This window comes from Sphingobium sp., from assembly GCF_036170395.1.
In the GTDB taxonomy this organism is placed as follows: domain Bacteria; phylum Pseudomonadota; class Alphaproteobacteria; order Sphingomonadales; family Sphingomonadaceae; genus Sphingobium.
This window is the reverse complement of sequence record NZ_JAVHPD010000055.1, coordinates 17,380-37,893: the sequence shown is the minus strand read 5'-3', so window position 1 is coordinate 37,893 and position 20,514 is coordinate 17,380. Positions and strand designations below refer to the sequence as shown.

The window sequence follows — 20,514 nt, the reverse complement described above, 5'->3', positions numbered from 1 at the left end:
GGGAGAGGGACGTGCGCGCGATGGTGGACAAGCCGAGGATGCGCCTGTCGCGCATCATCGAGATGAATCTCGGATTTCTCGGGATTCAATTCTCCTTCGGTCTGCAACAGGCGAATATGGCCCCGATCTACCGCTATCTCGGCGCGGACGAGGCGCATTTGCCGTTGCTGTGGCTGGCGGGGCCGGTGACGGGGCTGCTGGTGCAGCCGATCGTCGGCGCGCTCAGTGACCGGACGGTGAGCCGCTGGGGGCGGCGGACGCCCTATTTCCTGATCGGGGCGGTGCTGTGCAGCATCGGGCTGCTGCTGATGCCGGGCAGTCCGACGCTCTGGTTCGCGGCCAGCCTGTTGTGGATATTGGACGCCGCCAACAATATCACGATGGAGCCCTATCGCGCTTATGTCAGCGATCGGCTGTCCGAGAGTCAGCGGGCTTTGGGCTTCCTCACGCAAAGCGCTTTCACCGGGCTCGCCCAGACGCTCGCCTATCTCGCGCCGTCGCTGCTCGTCTGGTGGGGGATCAGCGCCGATCTGGTCGATGCCAACGGCATTCCCGATGTCACCCGGATCGCCTTTACCGCTGGCGCTGTGATTTCGCTGTCCACTATCCTGTGGTCGGTGTGGCGCGTGCCCGAACTGCCGCTGCCGCCGCAGGAGATTGCGCGGATGAAGGCGGAGCGGATGTCGGCCGGCACGGCGCTGCGCGACTTCGTGGCGGCGGTGCGGGAGATGCCGCCGACCATGCGGGCGCTTGGCCCCTCGATGCTGCTGCAATGGTTCGCGATGTTCGCCTATTGGCAGTTTATCGGGCTGGCGCTGGCGCGGTCGATCTTCGACACCGCCGATCCGGCGAGCAGCGGCTTTCGCCAGGCGGTGCTGCTGACGGGGGAGGCAGGCGCTTTCTACAACGCCATCGCCTGCGTCGCCGCCTTCGCCATGGTGCCGATCAGCCGGCGGCTGGGCGCGGGCCAAGTCCATGCGGCCGCGGTCGCGCTGTCGGGCCTTGCGATGCTCGCTATTCCCGCAGCGCAGGACCGGGCGCATCTCTTCCCGCTGATGATCGGCATCGGCATCGGCTGGGCGAGCATGATGGGCAATCCCTATGTGATGCTGGCAAACGCCATCCCGCCCGAGCGCACCGGGGTCTATATGGGCATTTTCAACATGTTCATCGTGGTGCCGATGCTGCTGGAGACGCTGATCGTGCCGATCATCTATCGCCCGCTGCTGGGGGGCGATCCGCGCAACATCCTGCTGCTGTCGGGCGCGATGATGGTCGCGGCCGGGGTGGCGACGCTGCTGGCCGGGCGGGTGCGCCCGGCCGCATGACGCCACGACGGATTGCCTGCCCATGTCAACCTGCCTAGAGGTGACGGATGGCACAAAAAGATCCCGGAACGGTCCGCAGCATTACGGACCTGGCGCGCATCGCCGGGGTGTCGGTGTCGACCGTGTCGCGGGCGCTGACATCCAAGGGCGCGCTCAACAAGGAGACTCGCCGCCGCATTCAGGAACTGGCGGCGGCGCACGGCTTTCAGCTCAACGTCGCGGCGCAGAATCTGCGGCTGGGGCGCACCGGCGCGATCGCCGTGCTGCTGCCGCTGGGGCATGAGCGCGGGCAGCATCTGTCCGATCCCTTCTTCATGGCGATGCTGGGTTTCCTGGCGGACGAGCTGACCGAGCGCGGTTACGACCTGCTGCTCTCGCGCGTGCTGCCGCAGGGGGACGACTGGCTGGACCTGTTCATCCGGGCGGGCCGGGTGGACGGCATCATCATCATCGGCCAGTCCAACCAGAGCGCGGTGCTGGACAAGGTGGCGCGCCATTACGGCCCGATGGTGATCTGGGGCGCGCATTCGGCGCGCAACGCCTATCTGACCGTAGGCACCGACAATGTCGCGGGCGGGGCGATGGCGGCGCGGCACCTGCTGGAGCGGGGGCGGCGCAGCCTCGCCTTCTTCGGCAATGTGGGCGTGCCCGAATTCGCGGCGCGTTATCAGGGTTTCCTGAGCGGCCTGCCGGAAGACATGCGGGCGCAGGTGACGCTGGTCCACGCGCATGTGACGCCCGAGGCGAGCTATCGCGCGGCGGCGGACTATTTTGCGGGCGGAGGCCGGCCCGACGGGGTGTTCGCCGCGTCGGATGTGACCGCGATGAGCGTGATGGCGGCGGCGGCCGAGCATGGTCTGGCGACGCCGGAGCAGATGTCGGTCGTGGGGTTCGATGACGTTCCGCTGGCGCAGCTCACAAATCCGCCGCTGACGACCATCCGGCAGGATATCCGCGCGGGCGCGCGCCTGCTGGTGGACCTGCTGTTCCGCCGCCTGGGCAGCCAGCCGTGCGAGTCGATCGAGATCGCCCCCGAACTGGTGCTGCGCGAATCCAGCTGAAGAAAATGGCCCGGTTCCGCATGGGAACCGGGCCAATCGTCACGCGGCCGAACGGGGAAGGTTCGGCCGCGCTGCCCCCCTCTAGAAGCTGTAGCGGATGGACGCCGTGATCGTGCGGCCATAGACCGCGCTGTTCTGAAAGATGCCGCTGGTGCCGTTGATCGGCAGCAGCGTGCCGCCGGCGCGATAGCCGAGCGTATCGAAGAGATTGTTGGCGTTGAGGCCGACCTCCAGATTGTCCACCGGCCGCACCTTTACGAAGCCGTTGAAGAAGGTGGTGCCGCGCAACGTGTAAGTGTTGAAATCGTCGATCGGCGCGCTGCTCTGGCCGCTCGCCGAGATGCCGACGGCGAACAGGCCCATGTCGTAGGAGGGCGAGATCAGATAGGTGAGCTTCGGGATGCCGCCCGGCCGGTTGCCGGCCAGCGTCGCCGTCGCGCTGTCCTTGATCTTGGGATTGACCCAGGTGAGATCGGCGGCGAGGTGGAAATCGCCGACATTCAGCCGTCCGGTGAACTCGATACCCCAGGCGCGGTAGCTGTTCGAGATGTTGGGATCATTGTTGGGCGGCGGGTTGTTGATGCGGGTGAAGTCATAGTTATTTTCGGTCAGGGTCGAACGGAAGCCGGTGATTTCGACCGAATAATTGCCGGCAGCGCCGATGAAGCCGCGCTGCTTCACGCCGATTTCCTGCTGGTTGAGGAAATTGACCGCTGTGCTCGCGCCCTGGGCGTTGAGCGAGCCGTCGGCGTTGAAATTGCCGCCGAGCGTCCGCCGGTCGGCGTTGAAGCGGCCGCCCCGGCTGGCACGGGCGAAGATGCTGGTACTGTTGGAGAAGGCGTAGAGCGCGCCGATCGACCAGCTGGTGTAGCTGCGCTTATAGTTGATCCGCTCGATCGGGCCGCCGGGGATCAGCGAGGGCAGGGTGGCCGATCCGACCTCGTCCGTGACCGTATAGTTGGGACCGGCGACGCCGCCCTGCGCCGTGCCTTCGCCCCGGATGCGGTCGAAGCGGACGCTGGCGTCGAGGTCCAGCCCGCCGCCCGAATAATTGGCCGACAGGAAGGGCGCGTCGTCGGTGTAGGTGAGATCGACCGCGCGCGAGCAGCAGCTGCCCCAATTGTCGTTGAAGCCGGCCTGGCCCGCCGCCGTCAGCTGCGCGCCGGTGGTGGAGAAGAGGTTGAGCGGGGCAGGATTTTCGCCGTCCAGCGCGCTATATTGACGGTTCACATGCCACACCTGCGCGATGTTCTGGCTCATGTGGAACCAGCCCGCCTGCACCGTGACTCTGCCGCCGCCGAGGTCGAACTTGCCGGTCAGCCCCAGATTGTTGGCGATGCTGCCCATGTCCGTCATCTGCGTGTTGATGTTTGGATTATTGTTGAGATAGGCGCCGGTATAGACCTGCCCCTTCTGCGGGCCGGCGGCGTAGCGGATCGACCCAACGGTCGCGCCATTGACGGTCGAGCCCAGCACGCTTGCCGTCGTCGCCACGTTCAGGAACTGGGTGACGAAGCTGCCGCTCATGTCGGTGTAGCGGAAATTATTGTCCACCGTCAGCATGTCGCTGAGTTCATAGTGGAATTGCCCGCCGACCGACGTGACCTTTGGGTGGATGCCGTTCATTTTGGCCGTGTCGAGCTGGCCGTTGCGGCTCACATATTGAAACTCGCGATTGTAGATCGAATAGGTCGATCCGTCGCGCGCGTCGAAAGTCGGCAGCGGTTTGAAACCGGTGATCTTGTCGCCCTTGATCGTCACCAGCGAGGGCATGGTGGTGTTGGTCGGCGCATGTTCGTCCAGCCGCTTGAAGAAGAGGCGGATATAGCCCTTTTCGCCCAGATCCTTGGTGAGGTTGGCCTTCACCTGATAGCCGCGCAGAACGTTGTAATCCTCGTTGGTCGGGCCGCCGCCTTCGCGGGCATAGCCCCCGACATGGAAGCGCAGCGTGTCGGTGATCGGGCCGCCATAGTCGAAATCGACCCGCGATTCGCGGAAGCCCAGCCCCTTGGACAAGGCGATCGCGCCGCCCTCCTTGTCGCCGGTCTTGCTGATATAGTTGACGACCGCGCCGGGCGCCTGGCTGGCGAAGGTGGAGGCGGAGCCGCCGCGCACGGCCTCGACCCGCTCGACATTCTGGTCGAAGCGCAGCCAATAGTCGTTGTTGCCGAACTGGATGTCGCCGAACAGAGTGACGGGCAGGCCGTCCTCCTGAAGCGCGACATATTCCGAGCCGCCGGTCGATACCGGGATGCCGCGCACGCCGATATTGGCGTTGCCGCCGGGGCCGGCGGTGTCGGACGGCTGAAGGCCGGGGATGGAGCGCAGCACTTCCGCTTCGGATCGGGGCGTGAAATTCTGGATCGATTCCTGGCTGACCTGCGACACCGAGATGGAGGAGCGGAAGCGGCTTTTGTCGCCCGCCGCGGCGGTGACGACGATATCCTCGCCAGCGATCGGCGCGCGATCATCCTGCGCGGCGGGCGTTCCGTCGGCCGGCTGCTCCTGCGCCAACGCAGGCGCGGTCCAGCAGCAGGCGGCGGCCAGCGCCAGGCTTGAAATTGCATAAGGTTGCGAAAGGCGCATCTTCATCCCCTCCCTGAAAAATCCGTCCGCCACATCTTTCCGGTGGTCGGTACATTTGGAATAGACCGCTCCGCAAACCTTTGCAACAGGCTTTCTGCAAAGGTTTGCAAAAATCCTGTTCGCGCGCGACAAGCCGCGTTACAAGGCGGTGGGCGGAGGAGCGAACATGGCGGCGGATGTCGCATCAGTGGTGGACCGGATCACTTACCAAGCGGCGCTGATGCCGGGCGATGTAGCGGCGGTCGGGTCGGCTGTGTTCGACGCTTTGCGCGCCGGGCGGGCCGCTGCCGCCATCGCGCCGATGGAGCAATTATGCGCCATGGCTCCCGACCAGTCGCGCTGCCTCTGGCTGCTGGCGATGCTGCGATGGCAGGGGCAGCGGCATGAGCCCGCGCTGGCGGCGATCGAAGCGGCGGCGCGGCTTGCCCCCGGTGACGCCGACATCGCCATGCTCCGCGCGCAGATCCATTATGAGACCGGGCGCCCCGCCGCCGCTCTGTTCCGCGCGGCGCGCGACGCGCCACCGGATGACCCGCAAGCGGCGCGTAGTCATGCCGGCGCGCTGGCGGCGGAGGGGCGCGGCGCTGACGCAGAGGCGCTGATGCTGGCCGCGCTGGCGGCGCGGCCGGGCTGGGTCGAGGGGCAGACCTATCTGGCGACGCTGCGCCGGTTGGCGGGGGGGCCGGCGCGAGACGACCGTGGCTTTGCCGAGGCGGTGGCGGTCGAGCCCGGCAATCCGGCGCTGCGGCTCGGATGGTTTCACTGGCTTGCCAAATGTCGCGACTGGGCGGCGGCGGCGGAGGTACTGGCGCAGGCGCGGCAAGCGTTTGGCGACCTGCCGGCGCTCGCCGCCGCTGCGCTATATCTCGCGAGCGAGTCGAGCGATGCTTATGATCCGGCGCTGTTTGATGCTGTCGAGGACAAGGGCGATCCGGGCCTGGACCTGGCGCGGGTGCGCCATGCGCTGCGGGGCGGAGCGGCGGAGCGTGCGGCGGGAATCGCCCAGCGGCATCTGGGGGGACAGGCGGCGCGGCTGTTCTGGCCCTATATGGCGGTCGCCTGGCGGCTGACGGGCGATCCGCGCGCAGCGTGGCTGGACCGTCCCGACACCTTCATCCGGGCGATGGACATCGGTCTCGATCGATCGGAACTCGCCGAGTTGGCCGATCTGCTGCGGACGCTGCACGGGGCGGCCGCGCCCTATCCCGACCAGTCGGTGCGCGGCGGCACCCAGACCGACCGGCCGCTGCTGTTCCGCCATGAGCCGATCGTGCAGCGCACGCGCGAGGCCATCGAGGCAGCGGTGCGGTCCTATGTCGCGCAATTGCCGCCGGCGGAGGAGGGCCATCCGCTGCTGGGGACGCCGCGCGCGGAATTGCGCTTCGCCGGCAGCTGGTCGGTGCGGCTGCGCGCGCAGGGCTATCATGCCTGCCATAGCCATCCGGCGGGCTGGATCAGCTCGGCGCTCTATATATCGCTGCCGGCTGCCGAGACGATGGGCGCGCCGCCCGCCGGCTGGCTGCGCTTCGGCACGCCGCCGCCGGAGCTTGGGCTGGACCTGGCGCCCTATGGCGAGGTCGAGCCGGCGGTGGGGAGGCTGGTCCTGTTCCCGTCGACCCTGTGGCATGGGACCATACCCTTCGCCGATGGCGAGCGCCTCTCCATCGCGTTCGACATCGCGCCGCCGCGCTATTGAAGCAGGCGGGCGAGGTGCGCGTCATGGGGCGGCATCGTCTCAGCCGCGCGCGCGATGGCGGCCGCGAGTTTATCGACAAAGGCGCGGCTGACATCCGGGTTGGCGAGATAGTCCGCCAACGGATCGCGCCCCTGCGGCAGGTTGAACTGGCCGATATGCACCGCTGTCCAGCTCGCCGCGCCGAACAGGTCGAGATCGCGGGTGACGAGCCGGCCATCGCGGCGGAAATGGGCGATGCGCTCGGCCAGCGAGTCCGGGATCGGCATCGCGGCGCAATAGCGCCACAGCTCGCTGTCCTGCCGCCGCGTCAGCTTATAATGGAGGATGATGAAGTCGCGGATACGCTCAAATTCGCCGATCGCGATGCGGTTATATTCGTCGCGCACCAGCGGATCGAGGCTGCGGGTGGGGAACAGGGCCAGCAGCTTGGCGATGCCCGCCTGGATGAGGTGGATGCTGGTCGACTCGAGCGGCTCCATGAAGCCGCTCGACAGGCCGATGGCGATGACGTTGCGGTTCCAGAACAGGTTGCGCCGGCCGGTGACGAAGCGGAGCTGGCGCGGATCGGCTAGCGCTTCCCCGTCGAGGTTCGCCATCAGCGTGGCGGCGGCTTCATCGTCGGAGAGGAAGCGGCTGCAATAGACATAGCCGTTGCCGGTGCGATGCTGGAGCGGGATGCGCCATTGCCAGCCGGCTTCGCGCGCGGTGGATCGGGTGTAGGGCGTGGTCGCCGCGATGCGCGCGCAGGGCGCCGCGACCGCTCGGTCGCAGGGCAGCCAGTGGGTCCAGTCCTGATAGCCGGTCGTCAGCGCGCCTTCGATCAGCAGCCCGCGAAAGCCCGAACAGTCGATGAAGAGGTCCGCTTCCACCCGTCGCCCGTCGGCCAGCATGACTGATGCGACATCGCCGCTTTCGCCGTCCCGCGCGACGTCGCTCACCTTGCCTTCCACGCGCGCGACGCCGCGCGTTTCGGCATAGCGGCGCAGATAGGCGGCGTAGAGGCCGGCGTCGAAATGATAGGCATAATCGAAGGTCGAGCCGATGCTGCGCGGATCGGCCTGTGGCGGCGCGAAGCCGCCCCGCTTGGCGGCGCCCCATGCCATCGACAGGTCATCGAGCGGCACGTTTGATCCTGCCGCGCGCGCGGCCAGCCAATGCTGGTGCACCGGCAGCATGTCGAACGGCTTGCCATAGGTGCCGAAGGGGTGGAAATAGCGATGGCCAAGATCACCCCAGCCGACAAATTCGATGCCGAGCTTGAAGCTGCCCTTGGTCGCGCGCAGGAAGTCGGCTTCGTCGATGCCGAGCGTCTCGTTGAACAGGCGGATGGGCGGGATGGTCGCTTCGCCGACGCCGACGGTGCCGATCTCTTCGGATTCGATGAGGGTGATGGCGCAGCCGCGTGGCAGCGCATGGGCGAGCGCGGCGGCGGTCATCCAGCCGGCGGTGCCGCCGCCGACGATCAGGATGGAGCGGATCGCGCGATCGCCGGTCATGCCTGTTCGAGCGCGCGCAGCGCCAGCGCGACCGCGCCCAATGGCCCGGCCTGGTCGCCGAGCGCGGGCGGGCGGACGATCTGCGCGACGGTCTGCGGGGTGACGAAGGAGAGATAGCCCGCCAGCTGATCGACCAGCAGGGCATGGACCTTTGGCAGCAGCTGTGGGCGGCCCATGCCGATACCGCCGCCGATCAGCACCTGCCGCGCGGCGGTGGTGAGCAGGATGGTGCCGATGAGCTGCGCCAGATCATGCGCGACATCGTCCCAGCGCGGATCTTCGTTCGGGATAAGGTCGCCGGCCATGCCGAAGCGGGCGGCGAGCGACGGGCCGGCGATCAGCCCCTCGATACAGTCGCGATGGAAGGGGCAAGCGCCCGCAAAGGTATCGCCCGGCGCGCGGCGGACGAGGATATGGCCGAGTTCGGGGTGCATCGCGCCGTGCAGCGGCTGGCCGTGCATGACGAAGCCGCCGCCAAGGCCGGTGCCGATGGTGATGTAGCACAGGCAGTCGCTCGTCCCCGCCGCGCCCGCGCCCCAGCGCCATTCCGCGAGCGCCGCGCCGTTGACGTCGGTGTCCAGCGCGACCGGGCAGTCCATGTCACGCGAGAGCGCGCCGGCGACATCCGCGCCGGTCCAGCCGGGCTTGGGGGTGGGGAGCATCAGGCCGAAGTCGGGCGCGGCGGGATCGACCCGGATCGGGCCGAAGGAGGCGATGCCGAGCGCCGCGAAGCGCTGATCTCGCTGCCAGTCGGCAAGCAGGGCAGCGGCGGCGGCGAGCGTTTCGTCCGGGCCGGTGGTGGGCAGCGCCACGCGATCGAGAATATTGCGGCCGCGCGCGCGCAGGACGAACACCTTGGTCCCGCCCAGTTCGACTCCAGCCAGAAGGGGTTCGTCGGTCATGATGCGATAATGCCCGCTGTGTCGCCCTTCAGCCAGAGCTGGATGAAGGGCGCGAAGGTGCCGCCGAAGCGACGATCGGCGCCGCCGCCCCAATCGTCGATGAAGCTGGTCACGCGAAGGTCGGGCAGGACCATCCAGCTATAGGCCTGCGCGAGCGCTTCCACCGGATTGGCGAAGACGAGGCCGCTGCCGTTAAGCGGCCGCCAGCCGGCGCGCAGATGGCTCGACACCATGCCATAGAGGCCGGTCGGACCGGTCGGGCCGGCGGGATCGAACACATGGCGCTGGGTCGACCAGAAGAGATAGTAAAGCCCGGCATGATGGACGACATGCGGCCGTTCCAGTTCATTGTTGAGCCCGTCCGCCACGATCAGCGGCGGGAAGAGGGTCCAGTCGTCGGGCTGGTCCGGCGGGGCATAAGCGAAGCCGACGACACCGTTGAAGGCGGACGAGGAACCGGCGAGCGATCCGGCGAAGAAGAGATAATGGCTGCCATCGGCGGGATCGCGGAAATAAGCGGGGTCGCGGAACGCCTTGATCGTGCCGATGCCGCCGCCGGCCCCGCTGGTCGGCATATAATGGGCCGGGTCGGGCTGGACGATTTCGGCGAGATCGCGCCACTGATCCAGCCGCGCGTCGCCGGTGAGCGTCGCGCGGGCCGAGAAGAGGCGCTGCTCGAAGCTGAGCGCCGCCTCGCCCCGGCGGCCGGCGGCGGTGAAGTAGAGGGTGACGGTGCGGCTTTCGGGGTCGAAGATCGCCGAGCCCGACCATTCGCGGCTGCCCGGCGAAAACCCGTCCGGCATGGCGGGGCCGAGCGCGCGCCATGCGCCGGCCTGATGGCGGAACAGGTGGATGCGGGCATGGCCGTGCCGCTCGTCGGGGTCGGGAAATTGCGGCGCGGCAAGCGCCATCCAGAGCTGCGATCCGTCATCGAGGGCAAGGGGCGTTCCGTCGCGCAACTGGATAGGCCAGGCGTCCCATATGTCGAGGTCGGGCGCGATCCGGCTGACATGGGCGGCGAGGATCAGGGGCGCGCGGGTTGCGCCGGCGTCGGCGGCGCGGATATGGTCCGCTGTCCAGCGCGCGCTCATCACCGATAATCCTCCCCCAGGGTAGAAGGGAAGGGCCATGGTGCGTGCAGTCACCATGACGCCTTCCCTCGACAGTGCGACAGCAGCGTGGCTTTTCACCAGATATTCGCTGCCCGCTTCATCCTTTATTCGGTTAGGCAATCGTTTGCAAGAGACTTTCTCCGACGCCGTTGCAAAGCATTTGTCGGGCTATATCATACGGGGAAGCAACGCGAAGGGAGACGGGATGGCGGACGGGCGGGATGCGGCGATGATCGCGGCGGTGGCGGCCGATCCACGTTACCGGGCGCTGGTGGCGCGGCGGGCGCGGCTCGGCTGGTGGCTGTCGGCGCTGATATTCGTCATCTATACCGGTTATCTGCTGCTGATCGCGTTCGACAAGGCGCTGCTCGGCGCGCCGATCGGCGACGGGGTGACATCGGTCGGCATCCCGGTCGGGATCGGCGTGATCCTGATCGGCATCCTGCTCACCGGCCTTTATGTCGCCCATGCCAACCGCCATTATGACAAGGCGATGGCCGATATCCTTGCGGACCATCGCGCGTGAGAGCGGCGTTTGTCGCGCTCGCCCTGCTGTTCGCGCCGACGCCGGCGCTGGCTGCCGCGCTGGAAGGCGAGGCGCAGCGGCAGCCGGTCAACTGGGTCGCCATCGCCCTGTTCGTCGGCTTCGTCGCGCTGACCCTCTGGATCACCAAGGTCGCGGCGAAAAGCACGCGGACCGCGTCGGACTTCTATACGGCGGGCGGGGGCATCACCGGCTTCCAGAACGGGCTGGCGATGGCGGGCGACTATATGTCGGCGGCCTCCTTTCTTGGGATTTCGGCGCAAATCTTCAACGATGGCTATGACGGTCTCATCTATTCCACCGGCTTTCTGGTGGGCTGGCCGATCCTCTTGTTCCTGATGGCGGAGCGGCTGCGCAACCTGGGCCGGTTCACCTTCGCCGATGTCGCCTCCTACCGCTTTGCCCAGCCGCCTGTGCGCAGCTTCGCGGCGGCGAGCACCTTGCTGGTCGTGTCCTTCTACCTGATCGCGCAGATGGTGGGGGCGGGGCAGCTCATCAAATTGCTGTTCGGCCTGCCCTATGCGGTGGCGGTGCTGGTCGTAGGCGCGCTGATGATGCTCTATGTCCTGTTCGGGGGAATGCGCGCGACGACATGGGTGCAGATCATCAAGGCGGTGATGCTGCTGGGCGGCGCGAGCTTCATGGCGGTGATGGTGCTGGCGCAGACGGGATTCTCGCTGGAGGCGCTGTTCGCGCGGGCCGTGGAGGTCAAGACGCAGGCGGCGATCGCGGGCGGGGCGGATGCGGCCACCGCCGCCGAGCGGGGCCGGTCGATCATGATGCCGGGCAATTTCATCAAGGATCCGGTGTCGGCTTTGTCTTTCGGCCTGGCGCTGATGCTGGGGACGGCGGGATTGCCGCATATCCTCATGCGTTTCTTCACCGTTCCCGATGCGAAGGAAGCGCGCAAGTCGGTGTTCTGGGCGACCGGGTGGATCGGCTATTTCTATATCCTGACGTTCATCATCGGCTTCGGCGCGATCGTGCTGGTGGGGACGCAGAGCCGCTATCTTGACGGCGAGGGTGCGTTGCTGGGCGGCGGCAATATGGCGGCGATCCACCTGGCCCATGCGGTAGGCGGCGACGCCTTTCTGGGCTTCATCTCCGCCGTCGCCTTCGCGACCATATTGGCGGTGGTTGCCGGGCTGACGCTGTCGGCTGCGTCGGCGGTCAGCCATGATCTTTATGCGACCGTGATCCGGCAGGGACAGAGCGATTCGCGCGCGGAGCTGCGGGTGTCGCGGGTGACGGTGCTGGTGCTGGGGGTGCTTGCCGTGCTGCTCGGCCTGCTCTTCGAGAAGCAGAATGTCGCCTTCATGGTCAGCCTGGCCTTCGCGCTGGCGGCGTCGGGCAATTTCCCGGTGCTCGTCATGTCGCTGCTCTGGTCCGGCTGCACGACGCGCGGCGCGACCTGGGGCGGCCTCGTGGGGTTGACCACGGCCTTCGTGCTGACGCTGTTTTCGCCGGCGGTGTGGACCAACAGTTTCGGCCTGGGGCCAGCGCCTTTTCCCTATAGCTCGCCCGCGATCTTTTCGGTGCCGATGGGGTTCCTCAGCATCTGGCTGATTTCGTTGTCAGACAGGTCGCCGCGGGCGGCGATCGACAAGGCGGGCTATGCGCAGCAGCGAGTCCGGGCGGAAACCGGGATCGGCGCGTTCGGGGCGAGCGACCATTGATGCCGGTCAGGCGGCGAGCTGATCCCGGTCGAGCTTTTCCAGCAGATCGCCGACATCCCGCGCCGGGATCGGTTTGCTGAAGAAATAGCCCTGGATCTGGCCGCAGCCTTCCGCGCGCAATATTTCCAGCTGGTCGCTGTTCTCGACACCCTCGGCCGTTGTTTCGATGCCGAGCGCGTCGGCCAGCGTGGTGATCGCGCGGATGATCGCGGTCGCGCCCTCATGCGCCAGCAGATCGACGATGAAGCTGCGGTCGATCTTGAGCTTATCGAAGGGGAAGCTGCGCAAATAGGAGAGCGAGGAATAGCCCGTCCCGAAATCATCGAGCGCCACCCGCACGCCCAGCGCGCGCAGCGAATGGAGCGAAGCGAGCGTCGCCTCGACATTGTCGATGAAGAGGCTCTCGGTGATCTCCAGCTCAAGCCGCTGGGGCGCGAGGCCGGAGCGGGCGAGCGCCTGGAGCACGATGCCGTTCAAGGTGCTGCTGCGGAACTGGACGGGGGAGACGTTTACGGCGACGCGGATATGGTCGGGCCAGGTCGATGCGACGCGGCAGGCTTCGTGGATGACCCATTCGCCGATCGGGATGATGAGCCCGGTTTCCTCCGCCAACGGAATGAACTGGATCGGCGACACCATGCCGCGCGTCGGGTGCTGCCAGCGCAGCAGCGCCTCAAATGCCGTCACCCGGTTCTGCGAGAGGCCGAACAGCGGTTGGAAATGCAGCTCCAGCTCGCCGTTGCGCAGCGCGTCGTGGAGATCGACCTCCATCGCCCGGCGCGCCTGCGCCTCGGCATCCATCGCCTCCTCGAAGAAGCGGTGCGCGTTCTTGCCGTCCTGCTTGGCGCGGTAGAGGGCAAGGTCGGCATTTTTGAGCAGGCTGGTGGCGTCGTCGCCATCCTGCGGGGCAAGCGCGATGCCGACGCTCGCGCCGGTGACGATGCGGTGGCCGTTGACCTGAAAGGGCCGGGAAAGCGCGTTGACGATCGCGCGGCCGGTCTGGTCGGCCTGGCTCGCGCCGTCCGCAGAGATGACCGCGAACTCGTCGCCGCCCAGCCGCGCGACGAAGCCGCCGCGGCAGGTTTCGGTGAGCCGCGCGGCGACTTCGCACAGCAGCGCGTCGCCGGTCGGGTGGCCCAGCGTGTCGTTGACCGATTTGAAATTGTCGAGATCGAGGCAGAAGAGGGCGAGCCCGTCGCCCCGCTGAAGCGCAAGCGCGATCTGCTCGCGCAGCAGGCTGCGGTTGGCAAGGCCGGTCAAGCCATCATGGAAGGCCATATGCGCAATCTGTCGCTCGCGCGCCTCGACCGCGTTCACCATCAGGTTGAAGCTGCGGGCCAGCCGGCCGACTTCGTCGCGGGTTTCGACCTTCACTTCGGCATGTTCGCCCGAACTCACGCGCCGCGCCGCCCTTTCCAGCGCGACGATCGGCCGGGCGAGGCTGCGCGACATGATGAACGCGCCCCACAGCGCCAGCAGCGTGCCGATCACGCCGAACAGCAGCAGCGCGGTCAGGATCGGCGAATAGGCTGCCATGGCGCGGGTGAGGCTATATTCCAGCACCAGCATCTGCGGCGCGGAGGGCACGAGATTTTCGACCGGGCGCGCCTGCACCAGCATATGATGGCCCGCGCGCGTCACCTCATCGGTCGCGATCGTCGCGCCCTTGGTAGCGCGCAGGCCGGCGGGCAGGGCAGCGACCGGCAGCAGCCGGGGGTGCAGGTCGGCGGCGGAAAGGCGCGCCATCTGCCGCAGGTCGCCCGGCCGCATATTCTTGGCGAAGACGACCCAGCCGGTCAGCATCGGCGCGCGCACTGGCGCGGCGGCGACCATGTGGCTGTGGCTGCCCCAGCGCACGATGCCCTGTTCGCGCCCGGCGTCCAGCGCGTCGTAAAGCTGCGTCATTTCGGTGGCGGCAAGTTGGCGCGTATCGCCGGCCATCGACCCGTCCACCCCGACGAACAGCGCATGGTCGATGCCGAAGCGCCGCTTGAGGCTGTTCAGCGCCGAGCCGATGGTGGGCGCGTCGCCCGTGCCCACCGCCTCCCGAAAGCCGAAATCGCTGGCGAGCACCGTGCCGGCCTGCGCCAGCTGACGGAATTGCAGCGCCGTCATCCGATCGAACAGGGCGCTGCCCGCCGTCATCTCCTTGCGGATCGCGCCATCGGCATAGCGTTCGATCGCGCTGCGCGTGGCGTAGAGCGACACGCCCATGACCGCGACGAACATCGCGCCGTAGAGCAGGGTCATCTTGACCGTCAGGGCCGAACGCAGGCGCAGCACCGCCCGCCGATATCGCCGCCGAAGGACGGGGAGCCGCATCAGCGGCCCGCGCGCAGCGCTACGGTAGCGCTTTTGGCGACCGATCCGCTGCCGGGGACGGACACCAGGATCAGCTGCTCATTATCCTTCGCCTTCATCTGCGGGTGCCAGATCGTGACCTGCGCCGTCCCGGCGGCAAGGCCAGCGACCCGCACCTGCCCAGCGGCATTGCTCTTGGCGGCAAAGGGCGTGTCGACCACCTTGATGAAGCCGCTCATCTGATCATGGATATTGCAGCCCAAAGCGACCGCGCCCGCGCTCTTGAAGGTGTAGCTGCCGTCTCGTCCTTGCCGAACAGCTTGATTTCGAACTTCGCCGGCTTCGAGAAGGAATAGACGTGGTGGCGCACCTTGTCGTGATTGGGGAAACGCACGGTCGCCCCCACCGGCACGATCAGCACATGCGGCGCGAAGGCGATGTTTTCCTGCACCATCGTCGTGCCCCAGGGGAAACGGATCGGCCCGGCGGGCACGCCGCCGGCGGGGCGCACGGTGACGACGGCATCGCTGACCGGCCGGCCAGCGGCATCGACGATCTTGAGGTCCAGGTCGCCGGCGCGCGCGGCGGGAATACCGATCGCCAGGGTCGCGACAGGCAGAAGGGACAGAAGGATACGCATGAGCGCTGCTAATAAAGATGAACCTTAAATAAATGATTAGTGCACTTTGGGGCAGTTTCTATCGAAGCCGAAGAAAGACGCGCATAACCGGGTGTTAACCTTGATGCGCTAGGCCGCGCCTCATGAAGATCGCAGCTTTGGCACTTGCCACGACATTCGCGTTCACCCTTTTCGCGCCAGCCGATGCGTTGGCGAGACCGCTCCGTAATGGGGGGAAATTGCTGCTGACCAACGGCATTTCCTCGCTGGAAGGGGCGAGCGGCGGAGGGTTGACGCCCTGGGCGGTGATCGCGGGCAACGAGACCAGCGACGGTATCGGCCTGTCGGGCCATGGCACGTTGGTCGAGGTCGAGGATTATGACTATCAGAGCGCGGGCGTGGCGATCGGCATTCGCGACCGGCTGGAGATCAGCTACGCGCACCAGAATTTCAACACCAACGACATCGGCGTCGCGCTGGGCCTGGGCAAGGATTATGCCTTTTCGCAGGATGTGATCGGCGCGAAAGTAAGGCTGGCGGGCGATCTGGTCTATGACCGGATGCCGGCGGTAGCGGTCGGGGTGCAATATAAGAAGAACAATAATGGTGCGATCGTCCGGGCGGTGGGCGCGAAGGATGACGAGGGTGTCGACTATTATGCCTCGGTCAGCCGGCTGTTCCTGTCGCGCTCCATCCTGCTGTCGGGCACGGTAAGGCTGACCAAGGCGAACCAGCTTGGCATATTGGGCTTCGGCGGCGACAAGAAGGACGCTTATGGCGTCCAGTTCGAGGGATCGGCCGCCTGGCAATTGTCGCGACGCTTCGCTGTGGGCGGCGAATTTCGCTCCAAGCCCGATAATCTTGGCATCGCGCGGGAGGATGACTGGTTCGATGCCTTCGCCGCCTATGCGCTCAACCGCCATTTGACCGCCACTATCGCCTATGCCGATCTGGGCTCCATCGCCACGGTGAAGGGGCAGCGCGGGCTGTTCCTCCAGCTTCAGGCCGCCTTCTGACTCGTTCCGGGGATTTCCGCCATGTCGATATTTCTCTCCCTGCTGCTGCTCCAGGCTGCCCCCCACGCGATGCCAGGGGAGGAGGCGGTCGATCCCTATACGGTCGATGATCGCAACGCGGGGGCGACGCCCTTTACGGGCACGGGCATGGCGGACGCCTTTCACGGGCAGGAGGGCATCCGCCGGATCGTGGCGCATTTCGTCGAGGGCAATTTCGCCGATCCGGTGATCGGCGAAATCTTCGCCAATCAGGACAAGGTGCGGCTGAAGCGGGTGCTGTTCGAGCAATTCTGCTACATATTGAACGCGGGGTGCAGCTATACCGGCCGCGACATGGCGAGCGCGCACAAGGATATGGGCATCCAGAAGGCCGACATGAACCGGCTGGTCGAGCGGTTGCAGGCGGCGATGGCGGCCGAGGGCGTCGACTTCCAGGCGCAGAACCGCTTCCTATCCAAGCTCGCGCCGATGCGGCGGGACGTGCTGCAGAAATAATCGCAGGGCGCTGCCTTCGCGGCCCGATCGAACTGCGCGATCCCTGTCTGCGTGCCTGCTTGACGGGCGAGAGCATGACGCCGTTTTCGAGGATCAGAGCAATCGGAGCCGTCCGATGGCCTTGTTCGCGCATCCATCGCTGGACTGCGCTATGGGCGCCTGTTTTTCCAAACGGGCCACTAAGTTCGCACCCCGTTTCGTCCCGCCGTGCGCCGGCATGACCCGCCATGGCTTTCGCTTGCAATCGCCACCGAAAATGAATAGTCCGACCGGACAGTCAATCAATGAGGTGGGACGTGCTTCAAGAGCCTTTAGCAGCGCAGCGCGGTCGGAACTCACCGGATTCCACGCGCGATTGGCGGCGAATCGCGTATCTTGTCCATCTCTCCCGCGCGCTCGACGCGATGGAAGAGGAGCGCCTGGTCCCTGAGAAGAAGGTCCTCTATCAATTTTCCGCGCGCGGGCATGACATGGCGCAAATTCTGTTGGGCGAGCGGCTGACCGATCCGCGCGACGCGACGTGCGGCTATTATCGCTCGCGCCCCTTGCTTCTCTCGCTCGGCGTCGATGTCGCCGATGCGCTGGGGTCGTCGATGGGCCGGGCCGGCGGCTATTCGGACGGGCGCGATATCGGCGTCGTCTTCAACTATCCCAATCTGGCCGGCGCATCGGCGCTTCCGATGTGCGGCGGCGTCGGCGCGCAATATACGCCGACGGCCGGCTGGGCGCAGGCCATCGAATATTACCGCACCGTGCTGGGTGCCGAAGGTCATGACGATGCCATCGCCGTCGTTCTGGGCGGGGAGGCGTCGGTCGCGACGAACGGCTTCTGGGCGGCGCTGACGATCGCGACCACCCAGAAACTGCCGATGCTCTTCTATATCGAGGACAATGGTCTGGGGATTTCCGTGCCATCATCCTTCCAGACTCCGGGCGGCGACATTGCGGCAAATCTCGGGAGCTTTGGGGGGCTGAAGATCCTGTCGGGCGATGGCACCGAACCCGCCGAGGCGGCGCGGATGATCGACGAGGCGGTCGCCCATGTGCGTGGACGCAATGGCCCCTGCCTGTTGCGGCTGACCGTTCCCCGCCTTCAAGGGCACAGCTTCCAGGATACGCAGAGCTACAAATCGGAAGAGGTGGTCGCGGCCGAGTGGGCGCGCGATCCGCTCCCCAAGCTGCGCGACTATCTCGCGCCGATCGTCGACAGCGAGACGGAGTGGGACGAGATCGAGCAGCAAGCGCGCGCCGATGCCGAAGCGGCCCGCGAGCGCGCGGAAGCGCGGGGGGTGGCTGATCCCGAAACCGTCACCCGCCACGTGTTCTTCGACGGCGAAATCCAGACGATGGGCGGGCAATATAGCCTGGGCTATGCCTCGCCGGTCTGCACCGATCAGCCGCAGCCCGAAGGCCAGCGCATCAATATGGTGACGGCGATCCGCCGGACGCTGGATCATGAGATGTCGCTCAACGACCGCGTCGTCATCTTCGGCGAGGATGTCGGACCCAAGGGCGGCGTGCATGCGGTGACGCTCGGCCTTCAACAAAAATATGGCGTTTCGCGCGTGTTCGACACCAGCCTTTCCGAAGAAGGCATCGTCGGGCGCGCCGTCGGCATGGCGCTGGCGGGGCTCGTGCCCGTGCCGGAGATCCAGTTCCGCAAATATGCCGAACCCGCGACCGAGCAGATCAACGACTGCGGATCGATGCGCTGGCGCACCAACAACCGCTTTGCCGCGCCGATGGTGCTGCGCGTGCCCGGCGGATTCTTCAAATGCGGCGATCCCTGGCATAGCCAGACCAATGAGGTCGCCTTCGTCCACACCCCCGGCTGGATGGTCGCGGTGCCGTCAAACGCGGAGGATGCGGTCGGGCTGCTGCGCACCGCGCTGCGCGGCAATGATCCGGTCATCTTCTTCGAACATCGCGCGATGCTCGATCATGCCTGGGCGCGGCGGCCCTATCCGGGGGACGATTTTGCGCTTCCGTTCGGCAAGGCGCGACTGACGCGAACGGGCAGCGACATCACGATCGTCACCTGGGGCGCGATGGTCCCGCGCTGCGAAGAGGCGGCCGAAGGACGCTCGGCCGATGTGATCGACCTGCGCACGCTGATGCCCTGGGACCGGGAGGCGGTGCTTGCCTCGGTGCGACGGACCCGGCGCTGCCTGATCGTCCATGAGGATTTGCAGACCGCTGGCTTCGGCGCGGAGATTGCGGCGGTTGTCGCGGACGAGGCGTTCATGGACCTCGACGCGCCGGTGGCGCGCCTGACCATGCCCGACATACCCAGCCCCCATAATCCGGTGCTGCTCGACTGGGCGGTGCCGTCCGTGGATCGTATTCGCGCCAAGATCGATGAATTGGTGGGGTTCTGATCGATGACCGATATTCTTGTCCCGTTTGAGCAAGAGGGCACGAAGGCCATTGTCCGTTCCTGGCTGAAGAAGATCGGCGACGTGGTCGCGGTCAATGATCCTCTGGTCGAACTCGAGACCGACAAGGTCACGCAAGAAGTGCCCGCGCCCGCCGCCGGCGTGCTGACGGCAATCTTGCTGGACACCGACGACGAAGCGACGCCGGGCGCGATCCTGGGCAGGTTGGGCGATGCGGCGACGGACGGCGCTGCCGTCGCGCCGGCCCCGTCCGCTTCCCATACGGCGGTCGATCGCGGTCGGCGCGAAGAAGCGGCTGGCCCAGGCGCGGCGCGGGCTGCTGCGGTTGCCGGCCATTCGCCGGCCGTGCGCCGGGCCTTGAAACAGACCGGCATCGACCCGAGCGCGCTGACCGGGACCGGTCGCGGCGGGCGGCTGACCCGCGCCGATGTCGATCGCGCGGTCGCCGCGCAAGCGCAAGTCGCTCCGGCCGCCCCTCCTCCCCAGCCAACAAGCGAAGGGGGTGTTCGATCCGTTCCCCACGACCGGATGCGCCTCGCGATTGCGCAGAATATGCTCCAGTCGGTGACGATCGCGCCGCATGTGACCGCGGTGTTCGAATGCGACTTCGGCGCGATCATGGCCCACCGCGCCCGGCACAAGAGCGACTATCAGAAGTCCGGCGCAAACCTCACCTTCACGGCCTATGTCGTGGCGGCGTGCGCCGAGGCGATGAAGGTCGCGCCCGCGATCAACAGCCGCTGGTATGATGACCGGCTCGATATCTTCGACGACATAAACATCGGTGTCGGCACGGCGCTCGGCGACAAGGGTCTTGTCGTTCCGGTGGTGGGTCAGGTGCAGAACCTGTCGCTGCTCGGCATTGCGAAACGGCTGAGCGATCTTACCGGCCGCGCCCGCACCGGCAAGCTGACGCCCCAGGACATGCGCGGCGGCACCTTCACCATTTCCAATCATGGCGTGTCAGGCTCCTTGTTCGCCTCGCCGATCATCATCGCGCAGCCGCAGTCGGCGATCCTTGGCGTGGGCAAGCTCGAAAAGCGCGTCGTCGTCCGCGACGTCGGCGGCGCTGACACGATCCAGATCCGGCCGCTCTGTTATGTGTCGCTGACCATCGATCACCGCGTCGTCGATGGTCATCAGACCAATGGCTGGCTGTCGCGCTTCGTTGAGGTCATCGAGAACTGGCCGATCGATGGATGATGCTCCCGTCGCTCCGGGCAGCATGGCCGTGAGGGCGACATCCGAACATCGAAAGCCGATGCGATGATTGCGGGTCGTCCCGA

General features: G+C 66.6%; 16 protein-coding genes. 9 read left to right on the top strand and 7 right to left on the bottom strand.

The features are described 5' to 3' along the window. Positions 1-20 precede the first annotated feature (20 nt). Both V2B31_RS14230 and V2B31_RS14225 read left to right on the top strand, forming a co-directional pair. Positions 21-1,328: an MFS transporter gene (locus tag V2B31_RS14230; RefSeq protein WP_328279649.1), complete on the top strand. Its 1,308-nt coding sequence runs from the start codon at positions 21-23 to the stop codon at positions 1,326-1,328. Positions 1,329-1,375: 47 nt separating this feature from the next. Next, positions 1,376-2,389, top strand: a complete 1,014-nt coding sequence (locus V2B31_RS14225; RefSeq protein WP_328279620.1) for a LacI family DNA-binding transcriptional regulator — start codon at positions 1,376-1,378, stop codon at positions 2,387-2,389. 81 nt (positions 2,390-2,470) lie between these two features. Here the strand turns inward: V2B31_RS14225 and V2B31_RS14220 are convergent, their stop codons facing one another. Continuing rightward, entirely contained in the window at positions 2,471-4,981 is a 2,511-nt protein-coding gene (locus V2B31_RS14220; RefSeq protein ID WP_328279618.1) for a TonB-dependent receptor domain-containing protein, read from the bottom strand. Positions 4,982-5,141: 160 nt separating this feature from the next. On the opposite strand from V2B31_RS14220, the gene V2B31_RS14215 reads away from it, so the two are divergent. Then, a complete protein-coding gene (locus V2B31_RS14215; protein WP_328279616.1) occupies positions 5,142-6,671 on the top strand; it encodes a putative 2OG-Fe(II) oxygenase in 1,530 nt (509 codons plus the stop codon). Here V2B31_RS14215 and V2B31_RS14210 read toward each other — a convergent pair. The 3 genes from V2B31_RS14210 to V2B31_RS14200 are packed head-to-tail and all read right to left on the bottom strand — an operon-like array spanning position 6,665 to position 10,160. After that, positions 6,665-8,167, bottom strand: a complete 1,503-nt coding sequence (locus V2B31_RS14210; protein ID WP_328279614.1) for a tryptophan halogenase family protein — start codon at positions 8,165-8,167, stop codon at positions 6,665-6,667. The genes V2B31_RS14215 and V2B31_RS14210 overlap by 7 nt on opposite strands. After that, the gene (locus V2B31_RS14205; RefSeq protein WP_328279612.1) at positions 8,164-9,069 is read right to left on the bottom strand and encodes an ROK family protein; all 906 of its coding nucleotides are present in this window, start codon (positions 9,067-9,069) and stop codon (positions 8,164-8,166) included. Before V2B31_RS14205 ends, V2B31_RS14210 begins: the two co-directional genes overlap by 4 nt. After that, the gene (locus V2B31_RS14200) at positions 9,066-10,160 is read right to left on the bottom strand and encodes a glycoside hydrolase family 68 protein (RefSeq protein ID WP_328279610.1); all 1,095 of its coding nucleotides are present in this window, start codon (positions 10,158-10,160) and stop codon (positions 9,066-9,068) included. Before V2B31_RS14200 ends, V2B31_RS14205 begins: the two co-directional genes overlap by 4 nt. Before the next feature lie 226 nt (positions 10,161-10,386). Between V2B31_RS14200 and V2B31_RS14195 the strand changes: the two genes are divergently transcribed. Both V2B31_RS14195 and V2B31_RS14190 read left to right on the top strand, forming a co-directional pair. Next, positions 10,387-10,707 carry a DUF485 domain-containing protein gene (locus V2B31_RS14195; protein WP_328279608.1) on the top strand — a complete coding sequence of 107 codons (321 nt, stop codon included), beginning with the start codon at positions 10,387-10,389 and terminating at the stop codon, positions 10,705-10,707. Further along, positions 10,704-12,401, top strand: coding sequence for a cation acetate symporter (locus tag V2B31_RS14190; protein WP_328279606.1), 1,698 nt, complete (start codon positions 10,704-10,706; stop codon positions 12,399-12,401). The genes V2B31_RS14195 and V2B31_RS14190 overlap by 4 nt, the downstream gene beginning before the upstream one ends. Before the next feature lie 6 nt (positions 12,402-12,407). On the opposite strand, the gene V2B31_RS14185 is transcribed toward V2B31_RS14190, so the two are convergent. The 3 genes from V2B31_RS14185 to V2B31_RS14175 are packed head-to-tail and all read right to left on the bottom strand — an operon-like array spanning position 12,408 to position 15,342. After that, positions 12,408-14,684: a putative bifunctional diguanylate cyclase/phosphodiesterase gene (locus tag V2B31_RS14185; protein WP_328279604.1), complete on the bottom strand. Its 2,277-nt coding sequence runs from the start codon at positions 14,682-14,684 to the stop codon at positions 12,408-12,410. A gap of 38 nt (positions 14,685-14,722) precedes the next feature. Further along, the gene (locus tag V2B31_RS14180) at positions 14,723-14,941 is read right to left on the bottom strand and encodes a hypothetical protein (protein WP_328279602.1); all 219 of its coding nucleotides are present in this window, start codon (positions 14,939-14,941) and stop codon (positions 14,723-14,725) included. Next, entirely contained in the window at positions 14,938-15,342 is a 405-nt protein-coding gene (locus V2B31_RS14175) for a hypothetical protein (protein WP_328279600.1), read from the bottom strand. Before V2B31_RS14175 ends, V2B31_RS14180 begins: the two co-directional genes overlap by 4 nt. Before the next feature lie 122 nt (positions 15,343-15,464). On the opposite strand from V2B31_RS14175, the gene V2B31_RS14170 reads away from it, so the two are divergent. From V2B31_RS14170 to V2B31_RS14155, 4 genes are all read left to right on the top strand, one after another. Further along, the gene (locus tag V2B31_RS14170; protein ID WP_328279598.1) at positions 15,465-16,337 is read left to right on the top strand and encodes a DUF3034 family protein; all 873 of its coding nucleotides are present in this window, start codon (positions 15,465-15,467) and stop codon (positions 16,335-16,337) included. Between the two features lie 21 nt (positions 16,338-16,358). Further along, positions 16,359-16,832, top strand: a complete 474-nt coding sequence (locus V2B31_RS14165) for a group I truncated hemoglobin (protein ID WP_328279596.1) — start codon at positions 16,359-16,361, stop codon at positions 16,830-16,832. A gap of 284 nt (positions 16,833-17,116) precedes the next feature. Continuing rightward, entirely contained in the window at positions 17,117-19,210 is a 2,094-nt protein-coding gene (locus V2B31_RS14160) for a transketolase C-terminal domain-containing protein (RefSeq protein ID WP_328279594.1), read from the top strand. A 3-nt stretch (positions 19,211-19,213) separates the two neighbouring features. Continuing rightward, positions 19,214-20,431: a dihydrolipoamide acetyltransferase family protein gene (locus tag V2B31_RS14155; protein WP_328279592.1), complete on the top strand. Its 1,218-nt coding sequence runs from the start codon at positions 19,214-19,216 to the stop codon at positions 20,429-20,431. The last annotated feature ends 83 nt before the right edge of the window (positions 20,432-20,514 follow it).